We start from the raw sequence: 13,281 nt of genomic DNA, 5'->3' as shown, positions 1-13,281 counted from the left end.
ATCCCTTTGTGCTGCTCAGGTTAAATCGCCTTGTAGGCTTTGATAGAGCCTTCAGAAGCACATGTTTGTCTATATCATCAAACAACACCCATAAAAAAAGGCCTTGCCGTAGCAAAGCCTTTAAATTTTATTCAAATCTAATGACTTAGCATCATTAGACAAACTGTAAGAACAACCAGTACAGACCACCAGACAATGCAATCGTTGCCGGTAAAGTGAACACCCATGCAGAAAGAATGGTTTTCACAGTATTGAAGTTTAAACCGGATTTATTCGCAACCATGGTCCCCGCAACCGCACTGTTTAATACATGAGTAGTTGATACCGGCATACCTAAACCATCAGCCGCAGCAATGGTACTCATTGCCACAAGTTCAGCAGACATGCCCTGACCATAGGTCATATGGTTCTTACCGATACGTTCACCCACAGTCACTACAATACGTTTCCAGCCCACCATCGTACCCAGACCCAGTGCCAGTGCTACTGCAACTTTAACCCAGTTTGGAATGTACTGCAGGAATGAATCCAGGCTATTACGATATTCTTTAACCACTTTGGCCTGACTTTCATCCATTGCTGGTAAAGCTTCAGCTTTGTCTAAACGTTTGAAAGTCGTGGTGCTCAAATACATGTCATTACGGATTTCACTCACTGCCGCTTCTGGAATCAATTTAAGATCACCATAGCCTGCAACACGTGTACCGATATGAGAAGTCATGCTTGCAAGTGCAGGAACAACTTCAGCGGTTTGTTCTTTGGTCTGGATATATTTGGTTAATACATCACGTGCTTTTTCATCAGTCAGCTCGATTTGATTCACATTCAAAACGACTGCAGTCTGAGCAGAAAGTTGCTCAAAAGACTGTAAATGTTGTGCATCCAGATTTTTGTTCAATGAGTAAGCCAATGGTACCAAGCCGATCAGGATCAACATGATTAAACCCATGCCCTTTTGACCGTCGTTTGAACCATGCGCAAAACTTACGCCTGTACAGGTAAAAATCAGGATTGCACGAATTAGTGGTGGTGGTGGCTTATTGCCTTCTGGTGGCTGAAACAGCTCCATTTGACGTTTAAAGACTTTTTTCACCAGTAAGAATAGAACGGCTGCAAAGGCAAAACCGATCAATGGCGAGAATAATAACGCCTTACCCACCTTAATTACCTGATCAATATCAATGCCGCTACTGGTCGCCCCAGCAGACGCATTCAAGATATGATTCATGATGCCCACACCTAAAATCGAACCGATTAAAGTATGTGAACTTGATGCAGGAATTCCCAAGAACCATGTGCCCAGATTCCACAGAATCGCCGCGATTAACAATGCAAAAACCATCGCAAAGCCAGCACCACTGCCGACATTCATGATCATTTCTACAGGAAGTAATGCAATAATACCGTATGCAACCGCACCACTCGCCACCATAACCCCAAGGAAATTACAGAAGCCAGCCCACATGACTGCTGCTGGTGCAGGCAAAGCATTGGTATAAATAACCGTCGCTACAGCATTTGCCGTATCGTGAAAACCATTTACAAATTCAAAGCCTAAAGCGATGAAAAGTGCCGTCGATAAAAGAATAACTGAATATAAGCTTAACGGCGGTACATGTGCCAGATCAGCACTTAACTGAAAACCGATATAAACCAGTGTTGCAACAATAATTGTCAAAAACACCGGCATAAAAAATTTCGGTGTAGGTACATGTACATTCGTCGATTTTGCCTGAGAACTGGCAAGCGGTGAATCCGAAACAGGAGGAAGATTAGAATTCATGTAGACGGTGAGAGGATAATAAAATCCTCTGTATTGTTTAATTAAATTATGACAATTATATGACAAAGGACTGTCATATAAAGCCAAAATTTCATATTTTTATAGCGTTTTTTAGGTTTTTTTTACGATAATTTTGTCCTGTTTTAAAATTTAATAAAATAAAAACAATACCTTACAAACATGTAATATCCAACCAAACTGTTTGTCTGATTTTGCAACAAATGCTACGAAAGATGACATATTTTTGTCACATTCTGATTAATTTGTTGGCTTTTTAAGCATTATTCCGTTCGATTATGACAATTGAATGAACATTTTATGACATTTTCGAAATGACCCGATGAATCACTGTTCTGAGTTGTTGAAAATACACGCTTTGACCTAGCTTCTGTTACAATGCCCCTGCTTTTTATCTTCATCATCGACCGGGGTTTCTGAATGTCCACGCTTACCACCCTACAATCACTTCTTGCCCAACGCATCCTGATTATTGATGGTGCAATGGGAACCATGATTCAACGCCATAAACTAGAAGAAGCAGATTATCGTGGTGAACGCTTTGCAGACTGGGCATCAGACCTGAAAGGCAATAATGATTTATTAGTTCTGACACAACCACAGATTATTCAGGGCATTCATGAAGCCTACCTGGATGCTGGCGCGGACATTATTGAAACCAATAGCTTTAACGGCACACGTGTTTCCATGTCGGATTATCACATGGAAGATCTGGTTCCTGAGATCAACCGTGAAGCAGCACGTTTGGCACGTGCAGCCTGTGACAAATATTCGACTCCAGATAAACCGCGTTTTGTTGCCGGTGTGCTTGGTCCGACATCACGTACCTGTTCGATTTCACCCAATGTTAATGATCCGGCCTTTCGTAACATTACCTTTGACGAACTAAAAGAAAACTATATTGAAGCTGCTCATGCGCTGATCGAAGGTGGAGCAGACATCCTGCTGATTGAAACCGTGTTCGATACCTTAAACTGTAAAGCCGCGATCTTTGCAGTAAAAGAGGTCTTCAAGCAAATCGGTCATGAACTGCCATTGATGATTTCAGGGACTATTACCGATGCCTCAGGGCGTACCTTAACCGGCCAGACTGCAGAAGCATTCTGGAACTCGGTGCGTCACGGTGATTTACTCTCGATCGGTTTTAACTGTGCATTGGGTGCAGACGCAATGCGTCCACACATCAAAACCATTGCTGATGTTGCAGATACCTTTATTTCTGCCCATCCGAATGCTGGCTTGCCCAATGCCTTCGGTGAATATGATGAAACTCCGGAACAAACCGCAGCATTCATTAAGGAATTTGCTGAAAGCGGTTTGATCAATATTACCGGTGGTTGCTGTGGTACTACACCCGACCACATTCGTGCTATTTACAATGCGGTCAAAGATATTCAGCCACGCCAAGTGCCGAAAACCATTCCGGCTTGCCGTTTAAGTGGTTTAGAGCCATTTAACATTGATGAAAACTCTTTGTTCGTCAACGTTGGTGAACGTACCAACGTCACCGGTTCAAAAAAATTCCTGCGCCTGATTCGTGAAGAAAACTTTGCCGAAGCTTTAGAAGTGGCTCAGCAACAGGTTGAAGCCGGTGCACAGATCATCGATATCAACATGGATGAAGGGATGCTCGATTCGCAAACCGCGATGGTACATTTCCTCAATCTGGTGGCGTCTGAACCGGATATCTCTCGCGTGCCGATCATGATTGACTCATCAAAATGGGAAATCATTGAAGCGGGCTTGAAGTGCGTACAAGGTAAACCTGTGGTGAACTCGATTTCCCTAAAAGAGGGTTATGACGAGTTTGTCGAAAAAGCACGCCTGTGCCGTCAATATGGCGCTGCCATTATTGTGATGGCTTTTGATGAAGCCGGTCAGGCTGATACCGCGGCACGTAAACGTGAAATCTGTAAACGCTCTTATGATGTGTTAGTCAATGATGTCGGCTTCCCTGCCGAAGATATTATTTTTGACCCGAACGTGTTTGCAGTCGCAACCGGGATCGAAGAACACAACAACTACGGCGTTGACTTTATTGAGGCTACGGGCTGGATTAAACAGAACTTGCCACATGCCATGATTTCAGGTGGTGTATCGAACGTTTCCTTCTCCTTCCGTGGTAATGAGCCTGTCCGTGAAGCGATTCACTCGGTATTCCTGTACCATGCCATCAAGCAAGGCATGACCATGGGTATTGTGAACGCAGGTCAAATGGCGATTTACGACGATATTCCAAAAGAACTGAAAGAAGCTGTTGAAGATGTCGTTCTAAACCAGAACCAAGGTGAATCGGGTCAAAACGCCACAGAGAAACTGCTTGAAGTGGCTGAAAAATACCGCGGTCATAGTGGCGCGCAACGCGAAGCTGAAAACCTGGAATGGCGTAACGAGTCGGTTGAAAAACGTCTGGAGTACGCACTGGTTAAAGGCATCACCACGTATATTGATGAAGATACCGAAGAAGCGCGTTTAAAAGCCAAACGTCCACTCGATGTGATTGAAGGCGCCTTGATGGATGGTATGAACGTGGTCGGTGATCTGTTCGGTTCAGGTAAAATGTTCCTGCCACAAGTGGTGAAATCTGCACGTGTGATGAAACAAGCTGTCGCTTGGCTCAACCCGTACATTGAAGCTGAAAAAACCGGTAGCCAGTCTAAAGGTAAGGTGTTGATGGCGACGGTAAAAGGTGACGTACACGATATTGGTAAAAATATCGTGGGTGTGGTCTTGGGTTGTAACGGTTATGACATCGTTGACCTTGGCGTGATGGTACCAGCAGAAAAAATCCTGCAAACCGCAATTGATGAGAAATGTGACATCATCGGCCTTTCCGGTTTGATCACCCCATCTCTGGATGAAATGGTGTTTGTTGCCAAAGAAATGCAACGTAAAGGCTTTAACATTCCTTTATTGATTGGTGGTGCAACCACGTCGAAAGCACATACCGCCGTAAAGATTGATCCTCAGTATCAAAATGATGCAGTAATCTATGTGGCCGATGCTTCACGTGCAGTCGGTGTTGCAACCACCCTGCTGTCGAAAGAAATGCGTGGCAACTTTATTGCCGAGCATCGTGCTGAATATGCCAAGATTCGTGAGCGTCTAGCTAACAAGCAACCGAAAGCCGCCAAACTCAGCTATGCCGAATCGATTGAAAATGGTTTCAAGGTGGATGATAACTATGTGCCACCTATTCCAAATACCTTAGGTACGCAAGTCATTACCAACTATCCATTGGCAACACTGGTTGAATATTTTGACTGGACGCCGTTCTTTATCTCTTGGAGCTTGGCGGGTAAATTCCCGAAAATCCTGACAGATGAAGTGGTCGGTGAAGCAGCTACTGATTTGTATAACCAAGCGCAAGCGATGCTGAAAGACATTATCGAGAATCATCGTTTCGATGCCCGTGCTGTATTTGGTCTATACCCTGCACAACGTACCGGTGCGGATACGGTCAGCGTGTTTGATGAAGCGGGTCAAAAGGTTACCCATACCTTTGAGCATATCCGTCAGCAATCTGACAAAGTGACAGGTAAACCGAATTTATCTCTCGCGGACTTTATTAGTACCTCTAAAGACCATACCGATTATCTCGGTGGTTTTACTGTATCAATCTTTGGTGCAGAAGAATTGGCCAATGAATATAAAGCCAAAGGTGATGATTATTCAGCAATCTTGGTTCAGTCGTTGGCTGACCGTTTTGCCGAAGCATTTGCCGAGCATTTGCATGAGCGTATCCGTAAAGAGTTCTGGGGCTATAAAGCCGATGAGACTTTGAGCAATGAAGAATTGATCAAAGAGAAGTATGTCGGTATTCGCCCTGCACCAGGTTATCCTGCTTGCCCAGAGCATTCTGAAAAGGCGGTGTTATTTGACTGGTTAGGTTCGGAAGCGAAGATCGGCACCAAGTTGACTGAACACTTTGCGATGATGCCACCTTCTTCGGTCAGTGGTTTCTATTATTCGCATCCTGAAAGTGAATACTTTAACGTGGGCAAGATTTCTCAAGATCAGCTTGAGGATTATGCAAAACGTAAAGGCTGGACACTGGATGAAGCAAAGCGTTGGTTAGCACCGAATTTAGATGATTCGATTGCGTAAGTTTTAAAAGAAAAATCCCCTCGATCAAGGGGATTTTTTATTACTTATAATTAAATATTATAGAAGTTATATAGCTAGGATATCAGTTTCTAAATAGATTTAACCATTAAAAATCGCCAGCTTAATTTTTTAAATTTGAGGAATTGTAGTAAAATTTGATATTCATAAAATTCGTCTATATCCAGCTTTAAATGATCAAAGATTTCAAACTAAATCAAGAACATAAAAATAAGTTAGCGACTACTCTTGCTTTAATCTTTACAGCATTTTTTCTTTTTATAATAGCCCTGAGCATTCACAAACTGCTCTCACCAACGAAGATAATTAAACCAATACCGTATCAGCATCTGGAAACAGATAAGCACATGACTTATGAATTCAGGATTAAAAAATTTAATAAGTCAGATACGATATTCATCATTGAAAATCAAAAAAGAATCTATCTTTTTGACTGCTCAAACTATTTGGAAACTATCTGTACGCATGATCTCGATAAAGCTTTAAACCACCAAATAAAAACAGCAGATATTATAAAAATAAACGATAAATTTATAATTAAAAATATGGTTTGGGTGGATTCCGTTGCCAAAAGGCAATTTCAACATACATTGAAAGATCACCAGCTCTTGGAAATATATGAAGCGAATAGTAAAACCTCTTATGTAACGATAGCTATCTTCTTAGCTTTCACTTGTGGAGGTTTGTTTATAATCCTTTGGGGTCATATTTATAAATCTATTTTAAAAAGACTCGACTCAGTTTGAATTGTTTCTGTAGTTCCTAAAATACTTTTAAAATTGGCTAAAACACTTATATTTTAGCCTTTAGTTGATCTTTTAACTCGCCATTCTCAAAAATTAACAATCATCAAAGAACAATTTATATTTTAGAAGTTTTCCATTTTTAAAGATGAACTCTATTGAATCATTCCCACTCTCGGCAAGCCCACTATAAACAATATTCTTGTTTTCAGAGTCTCCCCACAATTCATATTTTTTAAACTGTTGCATAAAACTCTTCTGATCTATCCCACCACGAATTTTTTGTCCGTGGAACAGCAGCCCATTGTTCTGACTTAAATAAACCTCTTTAATAACACCCGTGTCTAAAAGCTTAAAACTGCCATAATCATATTCATCAGGAAAATTACCTCCATTACATTCATCTGGTTTACCTTTAATAATGCTTTTCGGTTTACCTAAGGAACGTATCGGTACTTCCCCATTACTATAAGTTTTGCCCTGAATGACAGGTTGCACAAATGGAGCAGCAAGGAGTGGAGAGGAAATCACACACATCAAAGCTAAACTAAAGATTTTATTTTTCATTTTAGATATTCTTCAAAAACTAATCGGTTCATTATAAATACAATTTAAATTAAATTCTCCCCCCATAAAAGAAAATCCATCCAACGATATTTAGCATAATATATAAACGCTATTTAGAATCTATATCATTTTAATATAGACCCTCCACTCTTATAGCTCTTTATGCTTCTCAATCAAATCCTCAAGATTCTGATAAACATGCAACACCCGATCTTTATGCGTTCGCGCGTTATCCAAACGCTGCTCAGGATCAACCAACAGCAAACTATGACCATCATCTATCAAGCGATCAATGCCTTCTAAAAACATCCTTTTTCCGACATCATGAATGAGGGAAATCTGGGATAAATCAATCACGATACTACTGTTATCATCTGGCTCACATTGCAAAGTCCGTAACAACATTTCGGCTTCAGTAAATTTCAATACACCACGCAGTACGTAGACACTCAAAGAAGCATCTTTTCCAGTCCGATAATGACTCTGCACAATGGTTTGTGCGGAAGGTGTGCCTTCCATCAAATGCAGCCCCATATCACGAGAGAGTCTTTCCATGATATCAATGCCGCGTACACTATTGCCATGCTCATCGAGTCGAGGAGAAAAAGCCGCTATGCTGACCTGACCCGGCAACACACCCAAGATTCCACCTGCGACACCACTTTTAGCCGGTATACCAACCGTCGTGAGCCAGTCCCCCGCTGCATCGTACATCCCACAGCTCATCATCACGCTTAGGACTTGGCGTACCACAGCTCGATTCAATAACCGCTTTCCAGTTTTAGGATCAACTCCACCATTGGCAAAAACACTGCCCATCCGTACCAGATCTTTGACCGTCACCAAGATCGCGCATTGACGGATATAGCCATTCACAATATCAACAGGATCGGACTCCAAAATTCCTACAGTTCGCAACATATAACCGATCGAAAGATTGCGATAAGCGGTTTTTACTTCTGATTCATATACCGCATCATCAAATTGTAGTTCACGTCCTGCCAGCTCACTCATAAACTGACGTAAAATTTCTGCACCTGACAAGTCGTCTTTGCCTGGAATCAAGGAATGTGTGGTGATGGCACCCGAATTAATCATCGGATTCTTGGGACGGCGATCTTTTCCCAATGAAATTTCATTAAAGGCTTCACCTGAAGGTTCAACCCCGACTTTTTCTAATACGGCATCAATACCCAACTGTTGCAACACATAGGCATAGGTAAATGGTTTAGACATCGATTGAATGGTGAACTCAATCTCATCGTCTCCTACGGAGTAGATTTCACCATCGCCAGTCGATAATGCCAGCGCCAGACGGTCTGGATTTGCATTGGCCAGTTCAGGAATATAATCGGCGAGATGTCCGCTGTTATCTGTATCGCAGGCTTCAATCACATGAGCCAAATAATCAGGAAGCGGAGTTTTCATGTTCAGTCGCCTTACAACAGTCGAATTTTAATCTAGTGAAAATTTATAATACAGAACACTGATAATATTGAAATTATAGCTTTTGTAATGATTTTAGCTCTGGCGGGATTGCTGCAACTACAATCCGCTTGCTACCAGTTATAGCTACTCATTTATTCTTTCAACAAATAAAATCCCGTTTAGGTGATCAACCTCATGCTGCACAATGCGGGCAGGAAAATCTTCAAACGCGGTTTCAATCACTTCACCCTGTAAGGTGTAATAACGGACCTTGATCGCTTGTGCCCGTTCGACCTGTCCCCGTTCATTCGGCACGCTTAGACAGCCTTCTTCCCCGAAACAGGTGGTTTCAGAAAAGGCTAAAATTTCGGGATTGACCATCACCACCGCATCCATTTCAGGTGCATCGGGATAACGTGGATTCGGGCGTGAGGCCACAATAATTAATCTTTTAGAAATATAGACTTGAGGTGCTGCAATACCGACACCATTGCGTTCCAGCATGGTCGCATGCATGGCAGACGCCAGTTGCAATAACCATTCACTATTGAATTCCCCGTTCGCGACTGCCGCCGCTTTAATTTTTAAAATCTCTTCACCACGTTGTGCTACAGGTAGAATTACGCTCATCCCACGCCCTTATAATTGTTTTGACCAAATAGTGGATATTATCGTATTGGATATTTTATCGAGTTACCATAATTTTCATTTAAGAATCTTGTCATAATATATTTGCGAAAAAAATAACACGGGCAAATCCCAATGAATGCAACGCAACTGTTTTTAGGTGTGATCTTTAGCTCGATTGGCTTAGGCTATTTTTTGTATGGCAAAAAGCAGAAGATGACCGTGCCTTTGGTCTGTGGTCTGGTCCTGATGTTTTTCACCTACTTGATTGAAAGTACGGCGCTGATCAGCATCATGGGGATCATCATTTCGGTTATTCCCTATTTTCTGCGCTTCTAAAAAAATAAAAAACTCCCCGATTGGAGAGTCTTCTATTCATTGAAAAAAATTAAAGATGTTTCTTTAATTCATCAGCAACAATCTCGATTTCAAGATTGCTGAATTTACGGATTTCACCCTCCGCATGCTTCTCTAACATGCCACCAATCAATGGCACTTTGACTTTAACCGTCCATGTTAAAGAGATATTCACTTTTTCACTGTCGCCAGTCACGCTACGTTCACCTTTGGCTTCCAAAGGCAGGTTTGCGCCCAGTTCAACCGTAGAAGTTAAGTTCTTTAAATGGGTCACATCAGCACGTTTTAAACGGAATGCATTTTTTAATAATTTTTTTGCCACATCAGGAATATTCACATCCAGATTATATTCACGGCGCAAGGTATAAATATCGCCATTTACCGCCGATTCAATAATTTCCAGGTTTTCCCCAGGAATACGTTTACACACCGCTTCATGCAATGATGTATCTGCTACCAGTCTAGAAAAGTCCTCAATTGAAACACCATGAATTGTTTCATTCACCGTAAATTGATGTGCCATTTTTAAATGTCCATTTTGTTTTATTAGGATTTCATCATTGCGCAAAAGTATAACATTCAAGGCAATATCTCAAAGTCTGAGCCGTTAAAAACAGATGACTGCTCGGATTAGTTATTTTTATTGTAATGATGACGTATGCCTAACTTGACCGTAACACGTTCCATTCGGCTGATATACAGATAATGATCTCCATATTCGATCACTGCATAAAATTGTTCGGCCCCGTCATCTAGCCCCGTGGCTGACCATGTGGTGCCTTGCGGAAACTCATTTAACCATGCCGCTTTATAAAAATCTGAAACCGAATCAAAATCCAGGTACACGTCTGGATCAGCCATGATTTTCGCAGCCATCTGGTCAAATTTTTGTTGCTTAAATGCCTCTAGACTCAATAACACAAAAATTCCTTATTCATTCAAATACAGTTGAAAGGTTGTCGCTGGCACTCAGGTTCATCTTAAGCTGACTTACAAAAATACAGAGATTTTCTTATCGCTCTATTTTGCGGAGGATTCTGCTGTTTTTGTAGATTATTTTCAGTTTTATCATACAGATTCAGTCTGTACTGATTTGCTCGCGCCAGCTCAATATGTTATCAACATCTTATGCTTTATCATTTTTTATAACCATAAAGGAGCACTATAAGATGTCCTATCAAAATATATTAGTCCCGGTCGACGATTCTCCAATTTCTTATGCAGGGGTTCAACATGCATTATCTTTAGCCAAACTATCCGGAGCAAAAGTGACCGTTCTGAGTGTGGTTGTGGTTGACCCTTTTGTAGGCGTTGATTTTTACCAGTTGGCCCCTGCAGTAACCGATTATTTTATGCAGGCTGAAGCACACGCTAAAACCCAGTTGCAGGATATTGCCCAGTCCTTTGTGCGAGACGGTATTCAGGTCGAGACCAAAATCCATCATGGTTCCGCCAGTGAAGGCATTATTTTTGTTGCCGACGAAGTCGGTGCCGACCTGATTGTGATGGGCTCACATGGACGTACAGGCGTCAAACGTTTATTGCTCGGTAGTGTGGCCCGTGCAGTTTTAACTGAATCACATATTCCGGTACTCATCGTCAAGCAATAATCCCCCCATTTGCTTCATAAACCTTGTGCCCGATCACAAGGTTTTTTTCTTATCAAAATAAAGAAAAATTGACCGCTTAGCCCCCCATCCTGAACATTTACAACCCTATTCCCGCTCTTGAAAAAATGCTTCACTACAAGCATGGACATTGCTTTTCTATTTAAAAATATTGAGTGAAATCAATTTACTGCTAATAGAAAAAATGACCGTTAATAAAAATATCAGCGCTAAAAATAAGACACGGTTTTCCAAGGATGATCTCTATGAAACGCAATCCAATTTTAATCGGCATCTGTAGCCTATTTGCCGCCACCCTCAATCATGCTGCGGCACTGGATCAATCCGGCCAATCTATTTTACCCTTTCTGGAAAATGGCAATTATGTCGAGGTTAGTGCCACAGCAGTCGATCCTGATATTTCAGGAAAAATCCGTAATCGTCCTGAACTGGTCAATGATCCGCAAAACCTGAACTCAGGCAATATGGGCAACAGCTTTCAATATTATGCTGCTGCGCTGAAGCTGCAACTGACCGACCGGATCAGCTTTGGCTTGCTCTATGACCAGCCTTTTGGTGCGGACATTACTTATCCGATGCAGTCCAATAATACCTTCTCGGACAATGAATTCACCCATCAAGGCACATCGGTCAATGTTGATACTGAAAGCATTAGCATGCTTTTGGGTGTCAGTCCATTTAGCAACTTTCAACTCTATGGCGGTGCTGTCTATCAATCGGTCAAAGGTAATGTCGCGCTGCGTGGTAACTCATACAGTGAAGCCTTTAATGGTTATGATGCCAAATTTAAACAGGATCACGCGGTGGGCTGGCTGGCAGGGTTGAGTTATCAGATCCCGGATATTGCCTTAAAAGCCGCAGTGACCTATCGCTCCAAGATCGACCACGATATGCAGGTGACTGAAACCATGTTTGGTGAACCTCTGGAAGTCACCACACCGGGCAAGACTAAAATTAGCACACCACAGTCCGTGAATATTGATTTTCAGACGGGTGTGTATAAAGACACATTGCTCTATAGCAATCTACGTTGGGTCAACTGGAAAGATTTTCACATCCGCCCGACCCAGTTTGGCGCAGTCACCGAATACCTGACTGACTTGATCAGCGAAGGCAGCTATAGCGGTGGTTTTGATCTGGATAGCTACCAAAAAGATCAATGGACGGTCAATCTCGGACTCGGACATCAATTTACTGAAAAATGGAGTGCCTCCACAGAAGTCAGTTGGGACTCGGGTACAGGCGATCCGGCCTCCACCTTGAACCCCACCAAAGGCTCTTGGGGGATTGGCTTAGGTGCCCAGTTTAATCCTGCCCCGAACTACTTTATTGCCGCAGGCGTTAAATACTTCTGGTTAGGCGATGTGGTGGCCGAAGACGGTACCTATTACATTCCTGTACCGGGAATCAAACCGGTTGCTGAACAAGCCGATTTTAAAGATAACAGCGCCATTGGCTATGGTTTGAAGATGGGTTATCGCTTTTAGTCATTCAGTCTTATCCAGCCAAGTAGGCGCATGATCCGATTTAATTCCTGGGCTTACTTGGCTATTTTCTGGCATTCAATCCACCTATGAGATTAAAATCTCAAAGTATTATTTTAATAATGAATGTCATCTTCAGGAAAATCCAATGAAAAAAATCGCTGTTGTCTTTGCAACATTTATATCTGGCTTAGTTTTTCCTTTCACAACTTTTGCCAATTCGCCTGATCCCAAAGAGAGCATGGATATTTTTATGGGTACCTTAACTATTCAGAATAACAAGGCCATGTTAACGCGATGCGATATCGCGCAAAATGAATATGTGTTACAAGATGCCGACTGGTCTAAGCAAAAGGCGGTATCAGATTTTCTCTCCAACGCCACCAAACTAAAACAACCGATTTATGCAGAAGTGATCGCGGCGTATAAAAGTGAAAAAGATATCAATATTCTATTGGTCGATTCCATTGAAAACCTGACTGAAGCAAAAAGCTGTCATTTGGCCGATTTGTTTTAAAATT

12 protein-coding genes are annotated in these 13,281 nt (G+C 41.9%); 6 read left to right on the top strand and 6 right to left on the bottom strand.

Annotated features, from left to right (window positions below; all coding sequences use genetic code 11):
- Positions 1-154: 154 nt before the first annotated feature.
- Complete coding sequence (locus J699_RS11040) at positions 155-1,783, bottom strand: inorganic phosphate transporter (RefSeq protein WP_032867520.1); 1,629 nt, start codon at positions 1,781-1,783, stop codon at positions 155-157.
- Between the two features lie 438 nt (positions 1,784-2,221).
- Here J699_RS11040 and metH point away from each other — a divergent pair, with 438 nt between their 5' ends.
- Positions 2,222-5,908, top strand: a complete 3,687-nt coding sequence (metH, locus tag J699_RS11045) for a methionine synthase (protein ID WP_032867522.1) — start codon at positions 2,222-2,224, stop codon at positions 5,906-5,908.
- Between the two features lie 191 nt (positions 5,909-6,099).
- Complete coding sequence (locus J699_RS0218625) at positions 6,100-6,672, top strand: hypothetical protein (protein WP_032867525.1); 573 nt, start codon at positions 6,100-6,102, stop codon at positions 6,670-6,672.
- A 93-nt stretch (positions 6,673-6,765) separates the two neighbouring features.
- Here J699_RS0218625 and J699_RS11050 read toward each other — a convergent pair whose 3' ends face one another.
- The 3 genes from J699_RS11050 to def all read right to left on the bottom strand — a co-directional run bounded on the left by J699_RS11050 (position 6,766) and on the right by def (position 9,294).
- A complete protein-coding gene (locus J699_RS11050) occupies positions 6,766-7,236 on the bottom strand; it encodes a hypothetical protein (RefSeq protein WP_005229340.1) in 471 nt (156 codons plus the stop codon).
- A gap of 150 nt (positions 7,237-7,386) precedes the next feature.
- Positions 7,387-8,664, bottom strand: a complete 1,278-nt coding sequence (locus tag J699_RS11055; RefSeq protein ID WP_032867529.1) for a glutaminase — start codon at positions 8,662-8,664, stop codon at positions 7,387-7,389.
- 144 nt (positions 8,665-8,808) lie between these two features.
- Positions 8,809-9,294 carry a peptide deformylase gene (gene def / locus J699_RS11060; RefSeq protein WP_032867531.1) on the bottom strand — a complete coding sequence of 162 codons (486 nt, stop codon included), beginning with the start codon at positions 9,292-9,294 and terminating at the stop codon, positions 8,809-8,811.
- Between the two features lie 132 nt (positions 9,295-9,426).
- On the opposite strand from def, the gene J699_RS11065 reads away from it, so the two are divergent.
- Positions 9,427-9,630 (top strand): hypothetical protein, encoded by a 204-nt coding sequence (locus J699_RS11065; RefSeq protein ID WP_032867533.1) that lies wholly within the window; start codon positions 9,427-9,429, stop codon positions 9,628-9,630.
- A 49-nt stretch (positions 9,631-9,679) separates the two neighbouring features.
- On the opposite strand, the gene J699_RS11070 is transcribed toward J699_RS11065, so the two are convergent.
- The gene (locus tag J699_RS11070; RefSeq protein WP_005229336.1) at positions 9,680-10,171 is read right to left on the bottom strand and encodes a DUF2505 domain-containing protein; all 492 of its coding nucleotides are present in this window, start codon (positions 10,169-10,171) and stop codon (positions 9,680-9,682) included.
- 107 nt (positions 10,172-10,278) lie between these two features.
- Positions 10,279-10,569: a hypothetical protein gene (locus tag J699_RS11075; protein WP_005284460.1), complete on the bottom strand. Its 291-nt coding sequence runs from the start codon at positions 10,567-10,569 to the stop codon at positions 10,279-10,281.
- Between the two features lie 248 nt (positions 10,570-10,817).
- On the opposite strand from J699_RS11075, the gene J699_RS11080 reads away from it, so the two are divergent.
- The 3 genes from J699_RS11080 (at position 10,818) to J699_RS11090 (ending at position 13,277) form a co-directional block, all read left to right on the top strand.
- Positions 10,818-11,258 (top strand): universal stress protein, encoded by a 441-nt coding sequence (locus J699_RS11080; RefSeq protein WP_032867536.1) that lies wholly within the window; start codon positions 10,818-10,820, stop codon positions 11,256-11,258.
- Positions 11,259-11,521: 263 nt separating this feature from the next.
- Positions 11,522-12,763, top strand: coding sequence for an OmpP1/FadL family transporter (locus tag J699_RS11085; protein ID WP_032867538.1), 1,242 nt, complete (start codon positions 11,522-11,524; stop codon positions 12,761-12,763).
- Positions 12,764-12,908: 145 nt separating this feature from the next.
- Entirely contained in the window at positions 12,909-13,277 is a 369-nt protein-coding gene (locus J699_RS11090; RefSeq protein WP_032867540.1) for a hypothetical protein, read from the top strand.
- Positions 13,278-13,281: the final 4 nt, after the last annotated feature.

It is taken from the genome of Acinetobacter sp. 1000160 (assembly GCF_000588715.1).
Lineage (GTDB): Bacteria > Pseudomonadota > Gammaproteobacteria > Pseudomonadales > Moraxellaceae > Acinetobacter > Acinetobacter courvalinii.
This window is presented reverse-complemented; position numbering and strand designations above follow the sequence as displayed.